The 23,696-nt window shown below is 70.5% G+C and carries 19 protein-coding genes; 6 read left to right on the top strand and 13 right to left on the bottom strand.

All coding sequences use genetic code 11. From position 1 onward, the window contains the following. The first annotated feature begins 4 nt into the window (after positions 1–4). The 5 genes from I4J89_RS06340 (at position 5) to I4J89_RS06320 (ending at position 5,760) form a co-directional block, all read left to right on the top strand. Positions 5–1,210, top strand: a complete 1,206-nt coding sequence (locus tag I4J89_RS06340; RefSeq protein WP_196412896.1) for a PP2C family protein-serine/threonine phosphatase — start codon at positions 5–7, stop codon at positions 1,208–1,210. 91 nt (positions 1,211–1,301) lie between these two features. After that, on the top strand, positions 1,302–2,738 hold the full coding sequence (locus tag I4J89_RS06335) for a gamma-aminobutyraldehyde dehydrogenase (RefSeq protein ID WP_196412895.1): 1,437 nt from the start codon (positions 1,302–1,304) through the stop codon (positions 2,736–2,738). Next, the gene (gene gabT / locus I4J89_RS06330) at positions 2,739–4,004 is read left to right on the top strand and encodes a 4-aminobutyrate--2-oxoglutarate transaminase (protein ID WP_196412894.1); all 1,266 of its coding nucleotides are present in this window, start codon (positions 2,739–2,741) and stop codon (positions 4,002–4,004) included. A 22-nt stretch (positions 4,005–4,026) separates the two neighbouring features. Further along, the gene (locus tag I4J89_RS06325; protein ID WP_196412893.1) at positions 4,027–4,482 is read left to right on the top strand and encodes an Lrp/AsnC family transcriptional regulator; all 456 of its coding nucleotides are present in this window, start codon (positions 4,027–4,029) and stop codon (positions 4,480–4,482) included. Next, positions 4,483–5,760 (top strand): NAD(P)/FAD-dependent oxidoreductase, encoded by a 1,278-nt coding sequence (locus I4J89_RS06320; RefSeq protein WP_196412892.1) that lies wholly within the window; start codon positions 4,483–4,485, stop codon positions 5,758–5,760. Between the two features lie 152 nt (positions 5,761–5,912). On the opposite strand, the gene I4J89_RS06315 is transcribed toward I4J89_RS06320, so the two are convergent. The 3 genes from I4J89_RS06315 to I4J89_RS06305 all read right to left on the bottom strand — a co-directional run bounded on the left by I4J89_RS06315 (position 5,913) and on the right by I4J89_RS06305 (position 8,989). Further along, positions 5,913–6,290 (bottom strand): VOC family protein, encoded by a 378-nt coding sequence (locus I4J89_RS06315; RefSeq protein ID WP_196412891.1) that lies wholly within the window; start codon positions 6,288–6,290, stop codon positions 5,913–5,915. Positions 6,291–6,359: 69 nt separating this feature from the next. Beyond that, positions 6,360–8,498: an ATP-binding protein gene (locus tag I4J89_RS06310; RefSeq protein WP_196412890.1), complete on the bottom strand. Its 2,139-nt coding sequence runs from the start codon at positions 8,496–8,498 to the stop codon at positions 6,360–6,362. A 71-nt stretch (positions 8,499–8,569) separates the two neighbouring features. Next, a complete protein-coding gene (locus I4J89_RS06305) occupies positions 8,570–8,989 on the bottom strand; it encodes a response regulator (protein WP_196412889.1) in 420 nt (139 codons plus the stop codon). 154 nt (positions 8,990–9,143) lie between these two features. On the opposite strand from I4J89_RS06305, the gene I4J89_RS06300 reads away from it, so the two are divergent. Then, entirely contained in the window at positions 9,144–11,249 is a 2,106-nt protein-coding gene (locus I4J89_RS06300) for a glycoside hydrolase family 3 protein (RefSeq protein WP_230858474.1), read from the top strand. Between the two features lie 56 nt (positions 11,250–11,305). Here the strand turns inward: I4J89_RS06300 and I4J89_RS06295 are convergent, their stop codons facing one another. The 10 genes from I4J89_RS06295 to I4J89_RS06250 form a co-directional block, all read right to left on the bottom strand. Then, positions 11,306–12,688 (bottom strand): aspartate aminotransferase family protein, encoded by a 1,383-nt coding sequence (locus I4J89_RS06295; RefSeq protein WP_196412887.1) that lies wholly within the window; start codon positions 12,686–12,688, stop codon positions 11,306–11,308. A gap of 94 nt (positions 12,689–12,782) precedes the next feature. Then, on the bottom strand, positions 12,783–13,664 hold the full coding sequence (locus tag I4J89_RS06290) for an arginase family protein (RefSeq protein WP_196412886.1): 882 nt from the start codon (positions 13,662–13,664) through the stop codon (positions 12,783–12,785). Positions 13,665–13,670: 6 nt separating this feature from the next. After that, positions 13,671–15,083, bottom strand: a complete 1,413-nt coding sequence (locus tag I4J89_RS06285; RefSeq protein WP_196412885.1) for an NAD(P)/FAD-dependent oxidoreductase — start codon at positions 15,081–15,083, stop codon at positions 13,671–13,673. A 6-nt stretch (positions 15,084–15,089) separates the two neighbouring features. Continuing rightward, on the bottom strand, positions 15,090–15,935 hold the full coding sequence (locus I4J89_RS06280) for an ABC transporter permease (RefSeq protein WP_196412884.1): 846 nt from the start codon (positions 15,933–15,935) through the stop codon (positions 15,090–15,092). Beyond that, positions 15,932–16,795: an ABC transporter permease gene (locus I4J89_RS06275; protein ID WP_196412883.1), complete on the bottom strand. Its 864-nt coding sequence runs from the start codon at positions 16,793–16,795 to the stop codon at positions 15,932–15,934. The genes I4J89_RS06280 and I4J89_RS06275 overlap by 4 nt, the downstream gene beginning before the upstream one ends. A 4-nt stretch (positions 16,796–16,799) precedes the next feature. Further along, positions 16,800–18,008, bottom strand: coding sequence for a polyamine ABC transporter substrate-binding protein (locus tag I4J89_RS06270; protein WP_196412882.1), 1,209 nt, complete (start codon positions 18,006–18,008; stop codon positions 16,800–16,802). Between the two features lie 44 nt (positions 18,009–18,052). Continuing rightward, positions 18,053–19,210, bottom strand: a complete 1,158-nt coding sequence (locus I4J89_RS06265) for an ABC transporter ATP-binding protein (RefSeq protein ID WP_196412881.1) — start codon at positions 19,208–19,210, stop codon at positions 18,053–18,055. A 43-nt stretch (positions 19,211–19,253) separates the two neighbouring features. Beyond that, positions 19,254–20,690, bottom strand: a complete 1,437-nt coding sequence (locus I4J89_RS06260; protein WP_196412880.1) for an aminobutyraldehyde dehydrogenase — start codon at positions 20,688–20,690, stop codon at positions 19,254–19,256. Positions 20,691–20,844: 154 nt separating this feature from the next. Then, positions 20,845–22,182, bottom strand: a complete 1,338-nt coding sequence (locus I4J89_RS06255; protein ID WP_196412879.1) for an aspartate aminotransferase family protein — start codon at positions 22,180–22,182, stop codon at positions 20,845–20,847. Beyond that, the gene (locus I4J89_RS06250) at positions 22,179–23,663 is read right to left on the bottom strand and encodes a CoA-acylating methylmalonate-semialdehyde dehydrogenase (RefSeq protein WP_196412878.1); all 1,485 of its coding nucleotides are present in this window, start codon (positions 23,661–23,663) and stop codon (positions 22,179–22,181) included. Before I4J89_RS06250 ends, I4J89_RS06255 begins: the two co-directional genes overlap by 4 nt. Positions 23,664–23,696: the final 33 nt, after the last annotated feature.

The raw sequence follows: 23,696 nt of genomic DNA, 5'->3' as shown, positions 1-23,696 counted from the left end.
ACCTGTGTACCCGGGCATCAACGACGACGAGCGGCTGCGCCGGCTCGAAGCGGTCACTGATGCGACGCTGTCCCGGCTTGACGTGTCCGATCTGCTGGACGAGCTGCTGGACCGGGTACGTGACCTGCTCGACGTCGACACCGCGGCGATCCTGCTGCTCGACGTGCACTCCCGGCATCTGGTGGCGACCGCCGCGAAGGGGCTGGAGGACGAGGTGCGCGCCGGGTTCCGGGTCGCGGTGGGCCGCGGCTTCGCCGGCCGGATCGCCGAGACCCGCCGGCCGGTACGGCTGACCGACGTCACCTCCGCGGACGTGGTCAACCCGATCCTGCTGGAGAAGGGGATCCGGTCGCTGCTGGGCGTCCCGGTCACCGCCGGGCGCGACCTGATCGGCGTGCTGCACGTCGGCACGCTGACCAGGCGCGACTTCACCGACGACGACGTGCGCCTGCTCGAACTGGTCGCGGACCGGGCCGGGGTGGCCGGCCAGATCCGCTCCGACAAGCTCGATCAGGCCGCCGCCCTGGCTTTGCAGCGCAGCCTGCTCCCGGCCCGGCTGCCCGAGGTGCCGGGCGTCGAGCTGGCCGCCCGGTACGTGCCCGGCCACTCCCTCGGCATCGGCGGCGACTGGTACGACGTCTTCGTGCTCCCGTCCGGCTGGCTCGGCGTGGTGATCGGCGACGTCTCCGGGCACGGGCTGGCCTCCGCGGTGGTGATGGGACGGGTCCGGAGCGCGCTGCGGGCGTACGCGCTGATCTGCGACGACCCGGCGGACGCCCTCACCCTGCTGGACCGCAAGGTCCAGCACTTCGAGGCGGGCAGCCTCACCACCGCGCTGTACGCCATGATCAGCCCGGATCGCAGCCGCGTCGTGGTCTCCTCGGCCGGGCACCTGCGCCCGGTGCTGGCGGTGCCGGGCCGCGGTGCCGCTCTCACCGACTTCCCGGTCGACCCGCCGCTCGGCGTGAGCCGCCTGGCCGGGCCACGGCGTTCGAGCACCGTCGAACTGGCGCCCGGCGGAGTGCTGTTCTGCTACACCGACGGCCTCGTCGAGCGCCGCGACCAGGTGATCGACACCGGCCTGACCCGCTTGCTCAGGTTCGTCCGGGCCGCCCCGGCGGAGGCGGTCTGCGCTACCGTCATGGCTGACGTGGGCGTCGAGGAGCCGACCGACGACGTCGCCATCCTGGCCGTGCGGCGCCACCCCTGAAACTGCGGAAAAAGTCTCTGAGCCCTCTTGTTCGCCACGGATTCAGCGGAAAAGATGAGGCCGTTCACCTGATCCCACAGCTGGAGGCCGGATGACCGCCAAGTCGGTACTGCACAACCTCATCGGTGGCGAGGCGGTCGCGCCCGTCGAGGGGCGGTACGAGGACCTGATCGACCCGTCGACCGGCGAGGTGTTCGCCTCGGCCCCGGTGTCGGGTGCCGAGGACGTCGACCGGGCCATGTCGGCCGCCTCCGCCGCGTTCGAGCAGTGGCGCGACACCACTCCCGGCGACCGGCAGCGGGCGCTGCTGAGGTTCGCCGACGCCATCGAGTCCCGCGCCGACGAGCTCGTGGCGGCCGAGTCGCGGAACACCGGCAAGCCGCTCGGCCTGACCGCCAGCGAGGAACTGCCGCCCGCCGTCGACCACCTGCGGTTCTTCGCCGGTGCGGCGCGGCTGCTGGAGGGCCGGTCCGCGGGCCAGTACATGAACGGCTACGAGAGCTACGTCCGGCGCGAGCCGATCGGCGTGTGCGCCCAGGTCACCCCCTGGAACTACCCGCTGCTCATGGCGATGTGGAAGATCGCGCCGGCGCTCGCCGCGGGCAACGCCGTGGTGCTCAAGCCCTCCGACACCACCCCGGTCACCAGCGTCATGCTGGCCGAGATCGCCGCCGAGTTCCTGCCGGCCGGCCTGTTCAACGTGGTCCTCGGCGACCGGGACACCGGCCGCGCCCTGGTCACCCACAAGACACCGCAGATGGTCTCGATCACCGGCTCGGTCCGCGCCGGCATGGAGGTCGCCGGCAGCGCCGCGGCCGATCTCAAGCGCACGCACCTCGAGCTGGGCGGCAAGGCCCCGGTCGTGGTCTTCGACGACGCCGACGTGGAGGCGGCCGCCGCGGCGATCGCCGAGGCCGGCTACTTCAACGCCGGGCAGGACTGCACCGCGGCCACCCGGGTGCTCGTCGCCCCCGGCGTCTACGACGACTTCGTCGCGGCCCTGGCCGCACAGGCCCGGGAGATCAAGACCGGCGCGCCGGACGACGAGGACGTGCTCTACGGCCCGGTCAACAACGCCGGCCAGCTCGCCCGGGTGAGCGGCTTCATCGACCGGCTCCCGGATCACGCCCGGATCGAGGCCGGTGGCACCCGGGTCGGCGGCCGCGGCTACTTCTTCTCCCCCACGGTCGTCTCCGGCCTGCGCCAGGACGACGAGATCATCCAGAACGAGGTCTTCGGCCCGGTCATCACCGTGCAGAAGTTCAGCGACGAGGACGAGGCGGTCCGCTACGCCAACGGCGTCGAGTACGCCCTGGCCTCCAGCGTCTGGACCCGGGACCACGGCCGCGCCATGCGGATGACCCAGCGGCTCGACTTCGGCTGCGTCTGGGTCAACTGCCACATCCCCCTGGTCGCCGAGATGCCGCACGGCGGGTTCAAGCACTCCGGGCACGGCAAGGACCTCTCGGTGTACGGCCTGGAGGACTACACCCGGATCAAGCACGTCATGCACAACGTGGGGGCCTGAGTGACGTCCTCCGAGGACCTGCACAAACGCCGGGTCGCGGCGGTGGCACGCGGGGTCGGCTCGACCATCGCGTCCTACGTCGACCACGCCGCCGGCGGCACGCTGACCGACCTCGAGGGCCGGGAGTGGATCGACTTCGCCTCCGGCATCGCGGTCACCACCGTCGGTAACGCCGCACCGCGCGTCGTCGCGGCGGTCCGTGAGCAGGTGGAGAGGTTCACCCACACCTGCTTCATGGTCGCGCCGTACGAGAGCTACGTGTCGGTCTGCGAGCAGCTGATCACGCTGACCCCGGGCGGCTTCGAGAAGCGGGCGGCGCTGTTCAACTCCGGCGCCGAGGCGGTGGAGAACGCCGTGAAGATCGCCCGGCACGCGACCGGGCGGCCGGCAGTGGTGGTGTTCGACCACGCGTACCACGGCCGGACCAACCTGACCATGGCGCTGACCGCGAAGAACATGCCGTACAAGCACCGGTTCGGGCCGTTCGCCCCGGAGGTGTACCGGGCTCCGATGTCGTACCCGCTGCGGGACGGCGGGCTGGACGGCGCGGAGGCGGCCCGCAAGGCGATCGACGTGATCGAGAAGCAGGTCGGCGCCGGCAACGTGGCGGCCGTGCTGATCGAGCCGATCCAGGGCGAGGGCGGCTTCGTGGTGCCCGCGCCCGGGTTCCTGCCGGCGATCGCGGCGTGGACCGCGGAGGCCGGGGCGGTGTTCATCGCCGACGAGATCCAGACCGGGTTCTGCCGTACCGGGCAGTGGTTCGCGTCCGAGCACGAGGGCCTGGAGCCGGACCTGATCACCACGGCCAAGGGGATGGGCGGCGGGCTGCCGATCGCCGGTGTGGTCGGCCGGGCCGAGCTGATGGACGCGGTGCACGTGGGCGGGCTCGGCGGCACGTACGGCGGGAACCCGGTGGCCTGCGCGGCCGCCCTCGCCGCCATCGAGACCATGCGCGAACTGGACCTGGCCGCCTCGGCACGCCACATCGAGGCAAAGCTCAAGGCGGCTTTGTCGGATATTTCCGACGACGGCATCGCGGAAATCCGCGGTCGCGGCGCCATGATCGCGATCGAGCTGGTCCAGCCGGGCACCATCGAGCCGGACCCGGTCCGGACCGCGGCGGTGTCGAAGGCCTGTCACGAGGCCGGTCTGCTCACCCTCACCTGCGGCACGTACGGCAACGTGCTCCGCTTCCTGCCCCCGCTGGTGATCTCCGACGAAGACCTCGACCGAGGCGTTGCGATACTCCGTGCTGCCCTCCGTTGAGCGCTTAGGGAAGAATCGCGGCGTGACGGACAGCGCCCTGGACGAGATCAACAAGCGGATCATCGAGCACCTGCAGCGGGACGGCCGGATGTCGTACGCGACATTGGCCAAGACCATCGGCCTGTCCGAGGCGGCCGTACGGCAGCGGGTGCAGCGGCTGCTCGACAACGACCTGATGCAGATCGTCGCGGTGACCGACCCGCTGACCCTGGGCTTCGCCCGGCAGGCCATGGTCGGTCTCCGCGTCAACGGCGACCTGCGGGCGATCGCCGACGAGATCGCGGCGATCCCAGAGGTCGACTACGTGGTGATCTGCGCCGGTCGCTACGACCTGCTCGTGGAGCTGGTCTGCACCGACGACGAACACCTGCTGGACCTGCTCAACGAGAAGGTCCGGGCCATCGAGGGGGTCAGCGCCACCGACACCTTCATGTACCTGAAGCTCGCCAAACAGACCTATGCCTGGGGAACTAGATAAATGAGCACCGCTGCGCCCTCGTTCTGGCTCGACTCGCTCGGCCCGATCGAGAAGCGCCCTCCGCTGCCCGGTGACACCGTCGCCGACGTAGCGATCACCGGTGGCGGCTACACCGGCCTCTGGACGGCGTACTACCTGGCCAAGGCCGCGCCGGAGCTGCGGATCGTGGTGCTGGAGGCGGAGTACTGCGGGTACGGCGCCTCCGGCCGTAACGGCGGCTGGGCCTCGGGGCTGTTCCCGGTCTCCGAGGCCAAGCTCGCCCGCCGCTACGGCCCGGAGCGCGCCGCCGCCATGCACCGGGCCCTGGAGGCCTCGGTCGACGAGGTGGGCCGGGCCACGGCCGCCGAGGGCATCGACTGCGACTACGCCAAGGGCGGGACGATCTCGCTGGTCCGCGGCCCGGCTCAGCTGCGCCGCGCACGCCACTCCCCCGGTTTCCTGGACGCCGGCAAGGCGAGCGCGATCTGCGGCGCCACCGGCGTACTCGGCGGCCTCTACAGCGAGCACTGCGCCGCCCTGCACCCGGCCAAGCTGGTCCGCGGCCTCGCCGAGGCGGTGGAACGGCTCGGCGTCACGATCCACGAGGACACCCGGGTCCAGCGCCTGGAGCGCGGCAAGGTGGTCACCGGTCGCGGCACGGTCCGCGCCACCACGGTCGTCCGGGCGCTCGAGAGCTACACCGCCGGCCTCGCCGGGCACAAGCGCAACCTGGCTCCGGTCTACTCGCTCATGATCGCCACCGAGCCGCTGCCCGGGGAGTTCTGGCAGCGGGTCGGCCTGGCCCGCCGGGAGACGTTCACCGACGAACGCCGGATGATCATCTACGGCCAGCGGACCGCCGACGACCGCCTCGCCTTCGGCGGCCGCGGCGCGCCCTACCACTACGGCTCGCGCGTCCGCCCGGAGTTCGACCAGGTGCCCGAGGTCTTCGACGCGCTGCGCCGCACGCTCACCGAACTGTTCGGCATCGAAGCGCCGATCGCGTACCGCTGGGGTGGCCCGCTCGGCATCCCCCGCGACTGGATGCCCTCGGTCGGCCTGCGCGACGGCATCGCCTGGGCCGGCGGCTACGTCGGCGACGGCGTCGCCGCCGCCAACCTCGCCGGCCGCACGCTCGCCGACCTGATCCTGGCCCAGGAGACCGAACTGACCGCGCTCCCCTGGGCCGGCCACCGCTCGCGCCGCTGGGAACCGGAGCCGGCCCGCTGGCTCGGCATCAACACGGCCCTGCGCGCCACCGCGCTGCTCGACGCCTGGGACCGCCGCCGCGCGGCCTGAAACCCCCACGGGTCCGGCCGGCGGTTTCGCTTACGCCGCTTTTCCGGTACGCCCCACACCGTCCCGCCACACCGGACCGTCCCCGCCGGCCCGCGCGATCATCTGCCCGGGCCCGGCCCCAGCGCGGCCGCCGGGCCCGGGCAGGTGGTCGCTCAAACGCCGGGCGCCGCCAGCAGCGGGAAGCGGTTGCCCTCGGTGTCGTGCAGCAGCGCCCAGCGCCCGAACGGCAGGTCGATCGGCTCCTGCGCGAACTCCACGCCACGGGCGGTGAGCTCCCGCCAGGTGGCGTCCACATCGTCACAGGCCAGGAAGACGGGTGTGTTCGGCTGCCCGTCCGGGGCCCCGGGGTCCGGTCCGTCGGACTTCTCCAGCACGAGCACGACACCGTCCGGCAGGCGCACTTCGAGCCACCGCTCATCGCCGTACGTCTCGTCCTGGACGACGTCGCATCCGAGCGTCTCGGTCCAGAACCGCTTGGCACGCTCCTGATCGCGCACACCGATCCGGACCTTGCTGATTCCGCGAAGCATCCGACCGCCTCCCGACATCCACCGGCACCGCCGGTGATGCTACCGGCCGGTGGCCGGACACCGGGCCCCTTACATCACGCTCGGCGGTGGCCCGGCCAGCGGCAGGCGGACCCGGACCAGCGTGCCGGACGGGTTGTTCGCCTCCAGGCTGATGGTGCCGCCGTGCAGGAGCACGATGGCACGGGCCAGGCTCAGACCGAGGCCGCTGCCGCTCGTGCCCTGATGGCGCACGTTGCTGCCCCGGTAGAACCGGTCGAAGACACGGGAGCGTTCGGTCTCCGGCGTGCCGATGCCGTTGTCGCAGATGCGGAGCTCGGCCATGGTGTCGTCGGCCAGGAGGGTGACCCGCACCGGCGCGCCGGGGTGGCTGTAGCGGATCGCGTTGGAGATCAGGTCGTCGACGACCTGGCGGAGCCGGTCGGCGTCGGCCAGCAGGTGCAGCTCCGGCGGGAACTCGGTGACCACGGTGAGCCGCTCCCCGGCCCGGCGGGTGGCGGAGATCGCCTCGGTGATCAGAGCGGTCAGGTCGACCGGTCGGACGTCGAGGCGGAGGTGCCCGGAGTCCAGGCCGGCCAGGTCGAGCAGGGTGTCGGCGATCCGCTGGAGCGAGGCGGCGTTGCGGGCCACCACCCGGGCCATCTGCCGGAATTCCGGGTCCAGCTCGGCGGACTCCTCGGCGAGGATGGTGGCGTTGGCGGTGATCGAGGTGAGCGGGGTGCGCAGCTCGTGCCCGACCAGGTCGACGAAATCGCTCTGCGCCCGGGACAGCTGGCGGGCCAGCGCCTCGCAGCGACGCTGGGCGACGAAGACGCCGATCTGCGCGGCCACCCCGTCCAGCAGCACGGTGAGCAGGTCCGGCTCGTACTCCTGGGTGCCGGCGTAACAGGTGAGGACCCCGAACAGCGTGCCGCCGTCGCGAACCGGGACGGCGAGGGCCGTGCGTACGCCGCGCCGCAGGCAGATCTCCACCCGCTCGCGCTCGTACGGCGTCCGCAGCTCCCGGCTGACCGCGATGTCCGGCACCCAGATGGCCCGCCCGGTCTCCCAGACCCGGCCGGTGATGCCCTGGCCGCGTACCGGGCTGTGGCCGAAGAAACCGTCCGGCTCGGCGCCGGAGGAGTCCCAGTAACCGATCGACAGGAGGTTGCCGGTGGCCTCGTCGACCATGAACAGTTCGGCGGACGGCCAGTCCAGTGTGCTGGTGAGCGCCCGCAGTACCTGCGGCGCCGCGTCCGCCTCCGACACGGACGCCCGGAGGGCCTGCTCGACCGCGAGGTGGCAGGCGCGGAACCGTTCGGCCCGGCGCAGCGCGGTGACCTCGTGGGCGACCGCCACCGCACCGAGCAGGCGCCCGTCCGAGCCGTGGATCGGCTGTGCCGTGGTGTCGAAGATCCGCATCCGGTGGCCGGGCAGCTTGGCGATCACGTCCTCGGAGAGGATGTGCTCGCCGTGCAGCGCGCGCATCAGCGGCGTCTCGTCCCAGCTCAGCGGGCGCTGGTCCGGGCCGCGCAGAACACTCGCCGCCCGGGCCTCGTAGTCCTGCGGTACCGGCCCGTCCAGTGGCAGACCGCGGGCCTCGCGCATGGCCCGGTTCGCGAAGACCACCCGGCCGGCCTCGTCGCAGGCGACCACCCCGACGTCGAGGTTCTGCAGCAGCGCGTCGAGGAACGCACCGTCGTCCAGGGTCGCCGTGTCGGCCGGTGCCGGGATCCCGGCGGGCACGACCAGCGTGTCCGCGATCTCCATCAGGGTGGTGGCCTGCCCGTCGGTCCACTCCCGGGGTTGCCGGTCCAGCACGGTGAGCGAGCCGAGCGGGCGGTCGTCCTGGTCGCGGACCGGCACGCCCAGGAAGGCCCGGATACCGAACTCCACCGCGAGCAGGTGCCGGCACAGCTCCAGGTCGGGATCGTTGTTCATGTCGCCGGAGCGGACCGTGTGGTCGGCGCAGACGATGTACTTGCAGACCGAGTAGGCCAGCGGCGCCCGGCGGGGGGCGACGAGCCGCTCCGGCATGGCGTGCACGCCGACGAAGAACTCCTCGTCATCGGTTACCAGGGTGACCGTGGCCATCGGTGCGTTCAGCAGCCGGGCCGCGAGCGCGGCCACGTCGTCCAACCGGGCGATGTGGCCGGGCAGGGCGTGCATCGCCCGATCCACCGCCTTCAGCCGTAAGGGGTCACCCAGCACTGCCTCGTCGAGCACCACCATGGCCAGCCCGTTCTCTCCGACCCGCGGCCCGTGATCACGGGCCTGTCGGCCTTATACCCGCTTTCCATGTTTTAAACGGAAATGAGGGCAGCGGGACAGCGACTTCCGGTGCCGTCGTGCTGGTGCGGGCCTACCTCGAGGAGCTCGGTCATCGTCGCCAGGAGCCGGTCGTTGGGACACGGCTTGAGCAGGATGGCGCAGACCTGGGCGGAGGTCGCGTCGGGATCCCCCGGCCGCAGGTGGCCGCTGAGGATGGCGATCGGCGTGTCCCGAACGTCCGGATGCTCGCGTACCGCCGCTATCAGCCCCCACCCGTCCATCCGCGGCATGCCCAGATCGGTGAGCACGATGTCGGGCCGCTCCTGGAGGATCAGCTCCAGAGCAGCTTGCCCGTCCGGCGCCCGAAACACCGTCATCCCCGCCCGCTTGAACACCCTGACCAGCACCAGGGCGATGTCTTCGTCGTCCTCGGCGATAACCAAAACGGCCATTGTCAGCTCCGTAGCAGTCTCCTGCTCTCAGCATGGCCCTGTCCGCGTGCCCGCCGGGCGGTTTTCGGCTACGGCGTCCCGGAGGGCCCTACCCGCACGCTCCGGCGGGGGTGCGGCAGACTCCCTGCATCCGGCTGCGATCGAGGGGGACGGCATGCGGCGGTACGTCATCGGGTTCGGCGCCGCCGCGGCCGTGGCCGTGCTGGTCGCGGCGCTGCTGCCCACCCTGCGCGACGACGCGCCGGCCCGCCCCGGCCCGGACGCGCCGTACCGCGACGCCGGCCTGCCGGTCGATCGCCGGGTCGACGACCTGATGGCCCGGATGTCGCCGGCCGACAAGATCGGTCAGATGACCCAGGCGGAGCGCAACGTGGTCGCCGGCGACCCGGCCCTGGTGACACGGTGGCGGCTCGGCTCGGTGCTCTCCGGCGGCGGCTCGGTGCCCAGCCCGAACACGCCCGAGGCGTGGGTCGACCAGGTGAACACCCTCCAGCGCGCCGCCCTGGACACACCGCTCGGGATCCCGCTGATCTACGGGATCGACGCGGTGCACGGGCACGGCAACGCGCACGGCGCGACGGTCTTCCCGCACAACGTCGGGCTGGGCGCGAGCCGCGACCCGGAGCTGGTGCGGCGGGTGTACCGGGCCACCGGTGAGGAGATGCGGGCCACCGGCATCCCGTGGAACTTCGCGCCGTGCGTCTGCGTCGGCCGCGACGAGCGGTGGGGCCGGACCAAGGAGAGCTTCGGCGAGGACCCGGCCCTGGTGACCAAAATGACGACCGCGATCGACGGGCTGCGCGACGCCGGCGTCCTGGCCACCGTCAAGCACTTCGCCGGGGACGGCGACACCGGGTACGGCACCGGGGACAGCGAGTACGCGATCGACCAGGGCGTGACCGTCACCAGTCGCGAGGACTTCAACCGGATCGATCTGGCGCCCTACGCGGCGGCGGTGCGGGAACACGACGTGCAGAGCGTGATGCCGTCTTACTCCAGCGTGGACTGGACCGAGGACGGCACCGGCAACCCGGTGAAGATGCACGCCAGCCGGGAGCTGATCACCGGCACGCTGAAGGGCGACCTCGGCTTCGACGGGTTCGTGATCAGCGACTTCGAGGCGATCCACCAGATCCCCGACCCGGACGGGGCCGGCGAGGCCGGCGAGCCGACCGCCGCGCAGGTGCGGATCGGCGTCAACGCCGGCACCGACATGTTCATGGAGCCGAAGACCGCGCCGCGGTTCCAGGATCTGCTGACGGCCGAGGTCGACGCCGGCCGGGTGAGCATGGAGCGGATCGACGACGCGGTGCGGCGGATCCTGCGGGTCAAGTTCCAGATCGGCCTCTTCGAGAAGCCGTACGCCTCGCTCGATCGCCTGGGTGAGGTCGGCAGCGCCGCGCACCGGGCCATCGGCCGGGAGGCCGTCGCCCGCTCCCAGGTCCTGCTGAAGAACGCCGGTGACGCCCTGCCGCTGCGCCCCGACGCCCGGATCTACGTGGCCGGGCGCAACGCCGCCGATCTGGGCAACCAGGCCGGCGGCTGGACGATCGACTGGCAGGGCCGCTCCGGCGACATCATCCCCGGCAGCACCGTGCTGGACGGCATCCGCGAGGTCGCACCCGGTGCGACCGTCACCCACAGCCCCGATGCGTCGGCGCCGATCGACGCCGAGGTCGGTGTGGTGGTGGTCGGCGAGACACCGTACGCCGAGGGCTTCGGCGACGTGGGCGGCAAGGTGTGCCCGTGGTGCCCGGCCGCGCAGAAGGAGACCAAGTCGCTGACCCTGCAACCGGCCGACCGGACCGTGGTCGGCAAGGTCTGCGCCGCGGTGGCGACATGTGTGGTGCTGCTGGTCTCCGGCCGCCCACAGGTGATCACCGACCAGCTCGGCGAGATCGACGCGCTGGTCGCCTCCTGGCTGCCCGGCAGCGAGGGCGCCGGGGTGGCCGACGTGCTCTTCGGCAGACAGCCGTTCACCGGACGGCTGCCGCTGAGCTGGCCGCGCACGGTCGCCCAGGTGCCGGTCAATGTGGGCGACGCCGTCTACGAACCGCTCTTCCCGTACGGCTGGGGCCTGCGTACCGGCGCTTCCCGGGGGTCGGCGCTCGACGCCGCGCGGGACGCGGCCCAGAAGCGGGCCGCCGCCGGCCGGGCACCCGCCGGCTGGCAGCGGCGGATCGCCGAAGCCGACCTGGCCGCCGGCGCCGGCCGGGAGAAGGAGGCGTTGTCCCTGCTCCGCCAGGTGGCCACCGGCTAGCGGCGCCCTCAGGGCCGTTCCCCGCCCCCCGCGGGAACGGCCCCGACGCCGGACGCTCAGAGGTGGTTCTGGGCCTCGGTGAGCACCGAGCGGAGGATCTGCTCGATCTCGGCGAACTGGGTCTCCGTCGCGGTCAGCGGCGGGGCCAGCTGGATCACCGGGTCGCCCCGGTCGTCGGCGCGGCAGTACAGGCCCGCGTCGAAGAGTGCGCTGGAGAGGAAGCCACGCAGCAACCGCTCCGATTCGTCCTCGTTGAAGGTCTCCTTGGTGGTCTTGTCCTTGACCATCTCGATGCCGAAGAAGTAGCCGTCGCCGCGGACGTCGCCGACGATCGGCAGGTCGAGCAGCTTCTCCAGGTACGACCGGAACAGCGGGCTGTTCTTCTGGACGTGCTGGTTGAGGCCCTCACGCTCCATGATGTCCAGGTTGGCCAGGGCCACCGCGGAACCGACCGGGTGCCCGCCGTAGGTGATGCCGTGGGCGAACCAGTTGGTGCCCTTCAGGAACGGCTCGGCCAGCCGCTCGGAGGCGATCATCGCGCCCAGCGGGACGTAACCGGAGGTCAGGCCCTTCGCGACGGTGATGATGTCGGGCTGGTAGCCGTACTTGTCGGCGCCGAAGTACTCACCGAGCCGGCCGAACGCGCAGATCACCTCGTCGGAGACGAGCAGCACGTCGTAGCGGTCGCAGATCTCGCGGACCCGCTGGAAGTATCCGGGCGGCGGCGGGAAGCACCCACCGGCGTTCTGCACCGGCTCCAGGTAGACGGCGGCGACGGTGTCCGGGCCCTCGAACTCGATGGCCTCGGCGATCCGGTCGGCGGCCCAGATCCCGAACTGCTCCGGGGTCATGTTCTCGTCGGGACGCCGGTAGTAGTTCGTGTTCGGCACCCGCAGCGTGCTCGGCACGAGCGGCTCGAAGTCCTGCTTGAGAGCCGGGATGCCGGTGATCGACAGAGCACCCATCGAGGTGCCGTGATAGGCGATCGCCCGGGACAGCACCTTGGTCTTGAGCGGCTTGCCGGTGTGCTTGAAGAAGGAGCGGGCCAGCTTCCACGCCGACTCGACGGCCTCGGAGCCGCCGGTGGTGAAGAAGACCCGGTTCAGGTCGCCGGGGGCCATCTCGGCCAGGCGGCCGGCCAGCTCGATGGCCTTCGGGTGGGCGTACGACCAGATCGGGAAGTAGGCGAGCTCGCCGGCCTGCTTGGCGGCGGCCTCGGCCAGCTCCTGCCGTCCGTGCCCGGTCTGCACGACGAAGAGCGCGGAGAGACCGTCCAGGTAGCGCCGGCCGGTCGAGTCCCAGACGTAGCAGCCGTCGCCGCGGGTGATCACGGGCACCGGCGCGTTCTGGTACGCCGACAGCCGGGTGAAGTGCATCCACAGGTGGTCACGGGCGGTCGCGGAGAGTGCGTCCACATCAGCGGGCTGTTGGTCGGTCACGGATATCTCTCCCACGCTCGGTTCATTACCACTACTTCCAACTGTTGTCGTTGATCCTGCCTACGGATTCCGTTGCACACAAGTCCGAGAGCAACTATTTCCGCGCCTCGGCCAGGAGTCCACCGACCAGGTCCACAAGGAGTGCGGCGTATCGCCCGCCCGGATCCAGATCGGGCCGGAAGTCGGCCACGCTCAGTCCGATCAGGCGCGGCGCCGCCGCCACCGGCGCCAGCAGGGCCGCGAGCTGATCGAAATCAGGCCCACCCGGCTGCGGGTACGTCACCGCCGGCAACGCACCCGGGTCGAGAACGTCAACATCCAGATGCAACCACAGGGGTACGCCGAGCGCACTCCCCCACTCCGCCACGGCCCGTCCCGCGCGGCCCGGGTCGCGCAGCACCTCCGGCGCGCCGACGGTGAACATCTCCACCGGCACCCGGCCCAGCTCGGCCGCCGACTCCGGGTCCAGTCCCTCGGTGCGGTGCCCGATCAGCGCCACCCGTTCCACCGCGACCAGCGGCCCGGCGCCGGCGAGCTCGGCCGGCCCGTCCCCGGTCAGCACGGCCAGGTCCAGGTCGGCGGTCTCGCCGGTCTCGGAGGTGTGCCCGGTCCCGTAGTCCGGATGCCCGTCCACGTAGCAGAGCCCGGCCGGTTCGCGCAGGTGGGCGAAGACGCCGAACAGCAGGCTGCAATCGCCGCCGACCACGAGGGGCCGCATTCCCGGGTGCCGCCGTGCGGCGGCATCGAGCGTACGGGCCAGCTCCCGGGTGGCCGCGACGGTCTCCGGCAGGGCCCGTACCCCGGTCGCCGGATCGCGTGCGGTGCTGCCGATCCGGGTCGCGGCGTCGCCGAAGTCGGCCGCGACCAGCGCGGACAACCCGGCCCGCCGCAGCACGCCCGGCGCCTGCTGTTCACCCCGCCCGGTACCGGAGCAGTCCCAAGGCGCGCCCACCAGGTACCAGTCCGATGTGATCATGGCGGGTCAGGAGTCGAAGCCCAGGCCGAGCGAGTCGAGCAGCTTCAGCCACAGGTTGCGCTTGCCGCCGTTGGCGTCGGCGCGGGCGATCGACCAGCGGGTGAGCTGGATGACCGCCGAGCGGAACGGCTCCGGCGGGAAGGGCACCGGCTTGCCGCGCACCATCTTCAGCCGGGTCAGCTCGGTCGGCTCACCGCCGATCAGGTCCAGCATCACCTCGGCGCCGAAACGGGTGGCTCCGACGCCCAGGCCGGTGTAGCCCACCGCGTACGCGAGGCGGCCGTCGTAGCCGGTACCGAAGAAGGCGCTGAACCGGCTGCACGTGTCGATGACGCCGCCCCATTTGTGGGTGAAACGCACGCCGGCCAGCTGCGGGAAGGTGGCGAAGAAGTGCTCGGCGAGCTTGACGAACGTCTCTTCGCGCAGGTCACGCGACGGCTTGATCCGGCCGCCGTTGTAGTAGACGGCGTCGTATCCGCCCCACAGGATCCGGTTGTCCGCGGTGAGCCGGTAATAGTGGAACTGGTTGCCGGCGTCGCCGACACCCTGCCGGTTACGCCAGCCGATCGCCTTGAGCTGGGCGTCGGTGAGCGGCTCGGTCATCAGCACGTAGTCGTAGACCGGCACGATCCAGTGGTTCAGCCGGCGCAGCAGCCGGCCGTGCGCCCCGGTCGCCAGCGCGACCCGGGCGGCCTCCACCCGGCCACGCGCCGTGTGCAGCACCAGCCCGCCGGCGGCCTTGGTGATCTTCTCGACCCGGCTGTTCTCGTGGAAGCGGACGCCCAGCTCGATGCAGGCGCGGCGCAAGCCCCAGACCAGCCGGGCCGGATCCAGGGTGGCGGTGCCACCGGGCTCCCACACCCCGCCCAGGTAGGTGGGTGAGTCGATCTCGGCACGGACCTGGTCGCGGTCCAGGAAGCGTACGTCCAGCCCGCGCGCCACGGCCGAGGCGTGGTACTCGACCAGTTCGTCCAACTGCCACTGCTCGGTGGCCACGTCGAGCTCGCCGGTACGCCGGAAGTCGCAGTCGATGCCGTACCGCTGCACGGCCGCCTCGATAGCGTCGAGGTTGGCCCGGCCGAGTTTCTCCAGGATGTCCATCTCGTCCGGAAAGCGGCTCAGGCCGTTGTCGAAGCCGTGGGTGAGGCTGGCGGCGCAGAAGCCGCCGTTGCGGCCGGAGGCGGCCCAGCCGGCGGTGCTCGCCTCGAGGACGATCACGTCGCGGTCCGGGTCACGTTCCTTGGCGATCAGCGCGGTCCACAGGCCGCTGTAGCCGGCGCCGACCACGGCGAGATCGGCTTTCTGATCACCGTTCAGAGGGGGTGCCGGCGGTGGGGCGCCGTCCTGGCCGAGCCAGTACGACTCCCCCACCGCATCGGCGAGAGCTTGCGAGACGTCAGGCGAAACGGTATCGCCCATGCGTTATCAGTCCTGTTGTTTACGGGGACGGGAACGGAGATTCGCGACCACCGCGATCAGCACCCCGACCACGAAGATCAACGTGCCCATGACGTTGACCTGCGGCGGAAGGCCGACCCGGGTGGAACCCCAGATCCACAGCGGGAACGTCTGCACGTTGCCCGCGGTGAAGTTGGTGATCACGAAGTCGTCGATGGAGAGCGCGAACGCGAGCATGATGCCGGAGAAGATCGCCGGCAGCAGGATCGGGAAGGTGACCTTCCACCACGTCGTCCAGGCCGTGGCGCCGAGGTCGGCGGCGGCCTCCTCCATGGCCCGGTCCAGGGTCACGACCCGGGCCCGGACCACCGTGGCGACGAACGCGATGGAGAACATGACGTGGGCGATGGTGAGGGTCACGCCGCCCAGCCCGACGCCCATCGAGACGAAGAGGGTGAGCAGCGAGGAGCCCATCACCAGCTCCGGCGAGGAGATGGCGGCGAACATGACGAGGTTGGTGGCTCCGGCGCCGCGGAACCGGTAGCGGCCGAGCGCGTACCCGATGCCGGTGCCGAGCGCCGCGGAGATCAGCGAGCTGACCACCGCCACGGCGAGCGAGGCGATCAGGGCGTCGGTCAGGTCCGGCAGCGCGAACAGCTCGCCGTACCACTTCAGGGTGAAGCCCTGCCAGGTCTGGTTGTAGCGGCCCTGCGGATCGTTGAACCCGAACAGGATCATGACCAGGATGGGCAGCACCAGCCAGGCGATCAGCAGCCAGGTGTAGATGTGCATCATCCGGGCCCCGCCGATGCGGAACCGGCGGCGGGACGGCGTGGCCTGGGTGGCCGGTGCCGGGGTGAGCGTCTGGGTCATCGGGCCGCCACCTTCATCACGTCCTCGGTGCCGAGCGCCCGGGCGTACGAGAACACACCGATCAGCAGCACCGCCATCAGGGCGAACGCGAGCGCCGAGGCGGTCGGATAGTCCGAGGTGTGCAGGAACTTGCTCTGGATGACCTGCCCGATCATGGTCGTGCTGGTGCCGCCCAGCAGCTCCGAGTTGACGTAGTCGGAGCTGGCCGGAACGAACGTCATCAGCACGCCGGCGAAGACGCCGGGCAGCGCGAGCGGGAAGATCACTTTGCGGAACGCGGTGGCCGGGGAGGCGTACAGGTCGCGGGCGGCCTCGACCACCCGCGGATCGATCCGCTCCAGGGCCACGTAGATCGGCAGCACCATGAACGGCAGGAAGTTGTACACCAGACCGGCGATCACCGCGGTCGGGGTGCCGAGGAGCTGGAAGCCGGACGGGAGCAGCCCGGCCTCCTTCAACGGGTGGAGCAGCACGCCGTCGTCGGTGAGGAGCATCCGCCACGAGATGGTGCGCAGGACGAACGACACGAAGAACGGCAGGAGGATCAGGAACAGGTAGGTCGTCTTCTTCCGGCCCCCGTAGAAGGCGATCCAATACGCGACCGGGAACGCCAGCACGATCAGGACCAGCGACGTGATGGCGCCGTACACCAGCGAGCGGATCATCTGGGTCTGGTAGTCCGAGATCGCCTCCACGTAGGTCTGCCAGTGACCCGTGAAGACGTACCCGTTGACGATGTCGCCCTCCTGGAGTGACAGCGACAGCATGGTCACCATCGGCACCACGAAGAAGACCAGGAGCCACAACCCGCCGGGCAGCACCAGCAGGTAGGGCGCGAGTGTACGTTTTACCCGGTTCATCGCATCAGCCCAGCACGATCGGATCGAACACCTTGGAGAAGTCCTGCTGCTCCTCGGCGGTGTTGAAACCGACGTAGTAGTGCAGCTTGGCGTAGTCGGCCTCGCCCGGGAACACCAGCGGGCTGTTGGCGACCGACTCCAGGTACTCCTTGTCCTCACCGGTCTGCGCGGCGGCGTGCTTGAGCATCGTCGCCTGGGCGGCCGGCACCGGGCACACGTAGTTGATGTACTCGGCGAGGGTGGCGGCGTTCTCCACCTCGTAGAAGAAGTCCATCAGCGTGATCGCGTCGACCGGGTTGGCCGCGGTGATCGGGATGGCCATGTTGTCGGTCCAGATGGTGCCGCCCTCCTCCGGGATCACGAACTTGAAGTTCGTGCCGTCGGAGACGTTCTTCTGGAAGATGTCACCGGACCAGGCCTGGGTGATCCAGACCTCGCCCTTGCCGAGCGCGTCGACGTAGCCCTGGTCGTAGTAGTTGCGGACGATGCCGGCGTCCTTCTGCTCCTGCAGCTTGGCGGCGGCCTTCTTCCAGTCCGCCTCCGCCGACTTGGCCGGGTCCAGGCCGGCCGCGAGCAGACCGAAGTTGCCCAGCTCCTGGAGGTCGCTGAACATGCCGACCTTGCCCTTGAACGCCGGGTCCCACAGGTCGGCGAGCTTGGTGATCGGCCGCTTCGTCTTCGACTCGTCGTAGGCGATACCGGTGATGCCGGACGCCCACGGCACGCTGAACACGTTGCCCGGGTCGTACGCCGACTGGGCGTACGACTTGGCGGCGTTGGCGGCGTAGTTCGGCAGCTTGGAGTGGTCCAGCGGGGCCAGGAAGCCGGCGTCGCGGAACTGTCCGAACTGCATGCCGTTGGTGATCACCATGAGGTCGTAGCCGATCGACTGCTTCGCCGAGAGCTGCGGCTGGACCTTGGCGAACCAGGGCCCCATCTCCTGGATGACCTCGTCGTACTTGACCGTGATCCCGGTCTTCTCGGTGAACTTCTTGAGCTCCGGCTTCTTCGGGTCCATGTAGAGCGGCCAGTTCGCGAAGTCGAGCTTGCCGTTCTTGACCTTGCCGTTCCAGAACTTGGCGACCGCGTCAGGAGCCGCGGAGGCGCCCGGCTTGCCCTTGCCCTGCACGCCGCAGGCGGCGAGGAAGGCGCCCATCGCCGACAACCCGCCGAGGCGCAGGGCGTCGCGACGGCCGAGCCGTCGCTGCGTCATGCCTCGCAGGAGGGAGGGGTCCGGCTTACTGGTGGGGAACAACTTCAGACTCCGATCGGGTACGAGTGCTGCGGGGCCCAGGTGAGAAATACGCGCTCGCCACGCGACGCGACGTCCTCGGCATCGTGAGCATTCTGGTCGAACACCACGAAGTCTGATCCAGCGGAGGTCGCCACTGTGTAGTTCGTCGATGTCCCGTGGTACACCACCTCGGTGACCACGCCGGAGACGATGCTGGCCGCGCTGTCGTGCGGCATCGTGCGGTGCAGGTCGATCTTCTCCGGGCGGACCGACACCTCGAGGGCGCGCCCGGGCTGGACCTGACCGGTGACCGGGACCAGTACCCGCTCGCCGGGGGCGACGTCGAGAACCGCCACGCCGCCGTCCACGTGGCTGACCTGTCCGTCGATGAGGTTGGACGTACCGATGAAGCCGGCCACGAACCGGCTCGCCGGCCGCTCGTAGATGTTGCGCGGCGAGCCCAGCTGCTCGATCAGGCCGCTGTTCATCACCGCGATCCGGTCCGACATGGTCAGGGCCTCGCCCTGGTCGTGGGTCACGTAGACGAAGGTGATGCCGACCTCGCGCTGGATCCGCTTGAGCTCGACCTGCATCTGCTGGCGCAGCTTCAGGTCGAGGGCGCCGAGCGGCTCGTCGAGCAGCAGTGCCCGCGGGTGGTTGACCAGCGCCCGGGCCAGCGCGACCCGCTGCTGCTGGCCGCCAGACATCTCCTTGGGCTGCCGCTTCTCCATGCCGGTCAGCGAGACGATCTCGAGCATCTCGCCGACCCGCCGCTTGATCTCGCTCTTCGCGAGCTTCTTGCGCTCCAGGCCGAACGAGACGTTCTGCAGCACGTTGAGGTGCGGGAAGAGCGCGTACGACTGGAAGACCATGTTGACGTCGCGCTTGTTCGGGCCGACGTCGGTGACGTCCTTGCCGTCGAGGAAGACCTTGCCTGCGGTGGGCTCCTCGAAGCCCGCGATCATCCGCATGGTGGTGGTCTTGCCGCAGCCGGAGGGGCCGAGCAGCGAGAAGAACTCCCCCTGTCCGATCGCCAGGTCCAGGCTCTTGACGGCGGGAACCGCCTCACCGTGCGACAGGTAGTCCTTGCGCACGCCGACGAACTCGATCGCCGGATGCCCGGCGTGCTGCCCGGTGCCGGGTCGCACGCTCGCGGCGTGGTGCGGGGGAGAAGTGGTCATCTATCACCTCTGAGGCGGTTTTTTCACAGGGGGCCGGCGGGAGTCAGCCGTTGAAGCTCATCACGTGCTTGATCCGGGTGTACTCCTCGAAGCCGTACATGGATAGGTCCTTGCCGTAGCCGGAGTGACCGTATCCGCCGTGCGGCATCTCGGAGACGAACGGCAGGTGCGTGTTGATCCACACCGCTCCGAAGTCGAGACGACGCGACACGCGCATCGCCCGGCCGTGGTTCTGTGTCCAGACGCTGGCGCTGAGCCCGAACCGGACGTCGTTGGCCCAGCGGACCGCGGTCTCCTCGTCGGCGAAGCTCTGCACGGTGATGACCGGGCCGAAGATCTCGTCCTGGATCATCTCGTCCTGCTGTCGCAGACCGGTGACCACGGTCGGCTCGAAGAAGTATCCCCGCTCGCCGATCCGGTGGCCACCGGTCACCACCTCGGCGTGCTCCGGGGTCCGGGCCAGGAAGCCGGTGACCCGGTCGAGCTGGCTGACGTTGTTGACCGGCCCGAAGTAGGCGTCGGTGTCGGACGGGGCGCCGACCCGGGTGTTCTTGGCGGCCACGGCGAGGGCGGCGGTGAAGTCGGCGGCGATCCGCTCGTGCACCAGCACCCGGGTGGCGGCGGTGCAGTCCTGGCCGGCGTTGAAGTAGCCGGCCCCGGCGATCGCCTCGGCGGTGGCGGCGACGTCCACGTCGTCGAAGACCACGACCGGCGCCTTCCCGCCCAGCTCCAGGTGCACCCGCTTCAGGTCGGGTGCGGCGGTCGCGGCCACCTCCATCCCGGCCCGGGTGGAGCCGGTGATCGACACCAGCTGCGGCACCGGGTGCGCCACCAGCGAACGGCCGGTGTCCCGGTCGCCGCAGACCACGTTGAGCACGCCCGGCGGCAGGAACTCGGCGGCGATCTCGGCAAGCAGGAGGCTGCTGACCGGGGTGGTGTCCGACGGCTTGAGGACCACCGAGTTGCCGGCCGCGATGGCGGGGGCGAACTTCCAGACCCCCATCACCATCGGATAGTTCCACGGGGTGATCTGCCCGCACACGCCGATCGGCTCACGGCGTACGAAAGAGGTGTGATCCCGCAGGTACTCCCCCGCGGACTTGCCCTCCAGGATGCGCGCCGCTCCGGCGAAGAAGCGCAGCTCGTCGAGGAGCGGCCCGAGCTCCTCCTGGCGGGTCGCCTCGACCGGCTTGCCGGTGTTGCGGCATTCGGCCGCGACGAGCTCCTCGCCGCGCGCCTCGACCGCGTCGGCGATGCGCAGCAGCGCCCGCTGCCGCTCGCCCGGTGTGCTGTCCCGCCAGGTCTCGAAGCCCTGGGCGGCGGCCGCCACCGCCGCCTCGACGTCCCGCGCCGAGGAGACCGGCGCCTGCGCGTAGGTCTCCCCGGTGCTGGGGTCGACGACCGGCGAGGTGATCCCGTCTTCGGTGCCGGTGTACGACCCGTTGACGAAGTTGCGCAGCACAGGGACGTCGGTGCTCACAGGGATTACCTTCCGATCGTGGTGCCGGATTCGCACCCGGACTTGGGGGAGGTTGTCACACGAGAACGTGCGTGGGCAAGGGAATCCGAAGTAATTTCCAAGCCTGAAACGGAATCAGCGGCTAGACCGCCGTTCAGACGACGAAAACCGAGTTTTAGGCGTTGTAGAACCGGTCCGCGACGGTCAGCGCCCGGTCCAGGATCGACAGACCTTCCCGTACCTCGTCGGCGGTGGCCGTGCAGGGCGGCACCACGTGGATCCGGTTGAAATGGGTGAACGGCCAGAGCCCCTGCTCCTTGCAGGCCGCGGCCACCTCGTTCATCGGCCCGGCGGCCGCGCCCGCCGCGTTGAACGGCACCAGCGGCGTCCTCTTCTCGCGGTGGGTGACCAGCTCGATCGCCCAGAAGACGCCCAGGCCCCGGACCTCGCCGACGCTCGGGTGCCGCTCCATGAGCGCGGCCAGGCCGGGCCCGATCACGTCGTCACCGAGCGCGCGGGCGTGCTCGATGATCCCCTCCTCCTTGAAGATCTGCATCGACGCCACGGCCGACGCGCAGGCCAGGGGGTGCCCGGAGTAGGTGAGGCCGCCGGGGAACGGCCGCTCGCGGAAGGTCTCGGCGATCTCGTCGGAGATCACCACACCACCGAGCGGCAGATAGCCGGAGTTGACGCCCTTGGCGAAGGTGATCAGGTCGGGGGCGACGCCCCACCGGTCGATCGCGAACCACTCGCCGCAGCGGCCGAAGCCGGCCATCACCTCGTCGGCGATGAAGACGATGCCGAACTCGTCGCAGATCGCCCGCACCCCGGCCAGGTAGCCGGGCGGCGGCACCAGGATGCCGTTGGTGCCGACCACGGTCTCCAGGAGGATCGCGGCGATCGTCGCCGGGCCCTCGAAGACGACGGTGTCACGCAGGTGCTGAAGGGCCCGCTGGGTCTCCTGCTCGAGCGTCTCCGAGTAGAACGGCGACCGGTACGGGTACGGCCCCCAGAAGTGCACCACCCCGATCGCCACCGGCTCGTTCGGCCAGCGGCGCGGGTCGCCGGTCGCGGTGATCGCGGTGGCGGTCGAGCCGTGGTAGCTGCGGTAGGTGGAGAGCACCTTGTGCCGGCCGGTGTGCAGCCGGGCCAACCGGATCGCGTTCTCGTTGGCCTCGGCGCCGCCGTTGGTGAAGAACACCTTGTTCAGGTTGTCCGGTGCCACCTCGGCGATCATCCGGGCCGCCTCGCCGCGCTTGTCGTTGGCGAAGGCCGGCTGGATGGTGCAGAGCCGGGCGGCCTGCTCCTGGATCGCCTCGATCATCCGGGGATGCTGGTGACCGATGTTGATGTTGACCAGCTGGGACGAGAAGTCGAGGTACCTCCTACCCTCGTAGTCCCAGAAGTAGCTGCCCTCCGCCCGTTCGACGGGCAACGGGTTGATCAGGCCCTGGGCCGACCAGGAGTGGAAGACGTGAGCGCGATCGTCCGCGCGTACCTGTGCGCCGGTCATCGCGTCTGGGGGAAGCCGAGGTCGACCGAGGACGTGCCCGGGTCGGGCCAGCGCGAGGTGACGACCTTGCTGCGGGTGAAGAAGTGGATGCCGTCCGGGCCGTACATGTGGGTGTCGCCGAACAGCGACGCCTTCCAGCCGCCGAACGAGTAGTAGGCGACCGGCACCGGGATCGGCACGTTCACGCCGACCATGCCGGCGTTGACGTCGAACTGGAACTGCCGGGCGGCGCCGCCGTCGCGGGTGAAGATGGCGGTGCCGTTGCCGTACTCGTTGTTGTTCACGAGCTCGACGGCCTCGGCGTAGGTCTCCACGCGGACGACGCTGAGAACCGGGCCGAAGATCTCGTCGGTGTAGACCGTCATCTCCGGCGTGACGTTGTCGAGCAGGGTCGCGCCCAGGAAGTAGCCGGGCTGGTCGGCGAGCTCGCGTCCGTCGGCGACCACCTTGGCGCCGGCCTGGGCACCGGCCTCGATGTATCCGGTGACCTTGTCCCGGTGCTGGGCGCTGATCAGCGGCCCCATCTCCGACGACGGGTCGGCCCCGTCACCGATCTTGATCTTCGGCAGGCGGGCGGCGATGGCCTCGACCAGCGGGTCGGCGATGTCACCGACGGCCACCACGACGGAGATCGCCATGCAGCGCTCGCCGGCCGCGCCGTACCCCGCGCTGATCGCCGCGTCGGCGGCCGCGTCGAGCTCGGCGTCCGGGAGCACGATCATGTGGTTCTTCGCGCCGCCGAGGGCCTGGACCCGCTTGCCGTGCGAGGTGCCGGTCTCGTAGATGTACTTGGCGATCGGGGTGGAGCCGACGAAGCTGACCGCCGCGATGTCCGGGTGCACCAGGATCGCGTCGACCGCCTCCTTGTCGCCGTGCACGACGTTGAACACGCCGTCCGGCAGACCGGCCTCCTTCCACAGCTTCGCCAGGAACAGCGCCGCGGACGGGTCCTTCTCGCTGGGCTTGAGCACGAACGCGTTGCCCGCGGCGATCGCGGTGGCGCACATCCAGAGCGGCACCATCGCCGGGAAGTTGAACGGGGTGATGCCGGCGACCACGCCGAGCGGCTGGCGGATCGAGTAGACGTCGACGCTGGTGGCGGCCTGCTCGGAGAAGGAGCCCTTCATCAGGTGCGGGATGCCGGTGGCGAACTCGACGTTCTCCAGGCCGCGGGCCACCTCGCCGGCGGCGTCGGCGAGCACCTTGCCGTGCTCGGTGGTGACGATCTTCGCCAGCTCGCCGACGTTCGCCGCGAGCAGCTCGCGGAACTTGAAGAGAACGGCGGAACGCTTCGACAACGACGCCTCGCGCCACGCCTTGGCGGCTTCCTTGGCGACGGCCACCGCGGCCGCGACCTCGTCGGCCGAGGCGAGGTCGACGGACGCGATCTGTGAACCGGTGGCGGGGTTGAAGACCGGGCCGACCCGGCCGGACTCGCCGGCGCGCTCCGCGCCGCCGATCCAGTGCGCGATGTGATTCATGGCCGAAGATTATGTGACGACCATGGACCGAAC

It is taken from the genome of Actinoplanes aureus (assembly GCF_015704865.1).
Taxonomy (GTDB): Bacteria; Actinomycetota; Actinomycetes; order Mycobacteriales; family Micromonosporaceae; genus Actinoplanes; species Actinoplanes aureus.
This window is presented reverse-complemented; position numbering and strand designations above follow the sequence as displayed.

What these genes read in the sequence shown, in the direction of transcription:
- I4J89_RS06290 (WP_196412886.1), bottom strand. Translation starts at nt 13,664, where the DNA reads ATGATCACATCGGACTGGTACCTGGTGGGCGCGCCTTGGGACTGCTCC.
- I4J89_RS06320 (WP_196412892.1), top strand. Translation starts at nt 4,483, where the DNA reads ATGAGCACCGCTGCGCCCTCGTTCTGGCTCGACTCGCTCGGCCCGATC.
- I4J89_RS06300 (WP_230858474.1), top strand. Translation starts at nt 9,144, where the DNA reads ATGCGGCGGTACGTCATCGGGTTCGGCGCCGCCGCGGCCGTGGCCGTG.
- I4J89_RS06270 (WP_196412882.1), bottom strand. Translation starts at nt 18,008, where the DNA reads ATGACGCAGCGACGGCTCGGCCGTCGCGACGCCCTGCGCCTCGGCGGG.
- I4J89_RS06255 (WP_196412879.1), bottom strand. Translation starts at nt 22,182, where the DNA reads ATGACCGGCGCACAGGTACGCGCGGACGATCGCGCTCACGTCTTCCAC.
- I4J89_RS06335 (WP_196412895.1), top strand. Translation starts at nt 1,302, where the DNA reads ATGACCGCCAAGTCGGTACTGCACAACCTCATCGGTGGCGAGGCGGTC.
- I4J89_RS06305 (WP_196412889.1), bottom strand. Translation starts at nt 8,989, where the DNA reads ATGGCCGTTTTGGTTATCGCCGAGGACGACGAAGACATCGCCCTGGTG.
- I4J89_RS06315 (WP_196412891.1), bottom strand. Translation starts at nt 6,290, where the DNA reads ATGCTTCGCGGAATCAGCAAGGTCCGGATCGGTGTGCGCGATCAGGAG.
- I4J89_RS06310 (WP_196412890.1), bottom strand. Translation starts at nt 8,498, where the DNA reads ATGGTGGTGCTCGACGAGGCAGTGCTGGGTGACCCCTTACGGCTGAAG.
- I4J89_RS06280 (WP_196412884.1), bottom strand. Translation starts at nt 15,935, where the DNA reads ATGACCCAGACGCTCACCCCGGCACCGGCCACCCAGGCCACGCCGTCC.
- I4J89_RS06250 (WP_196412878.1), bottom strand. Translation starts at nt 23,663, where the DNA reads ATGAATCACATCGCGCACTGGATCGGCGGCGCGGAGCGCGCCGGCGAG.
- I4J89_RS06275 (WP_196412883.1), bottom strand. Translation starts at nt 16,795, where the DNA reads ATGAACCGGGTAAAACGTACACTCGCGCCCTACCTGCTGGTGCTGCCC.
- I4J89_RS06265 (WP_196412881.1), bottom strand. Translation starts at nt 19,210, where the DNA reads ATGACCACTTCTCCCCCGCACCACGCCGCGAGCGTGCGACCCGGCACC.
- I4J89_RS06285 (WP_196412885.1), bottom strand. Translation starts at nt 15,083, where the DNA reads ATGGGCGATACCGTTTCGCCTGACGTCTCGCAAGCTCTCGCCGATGCG.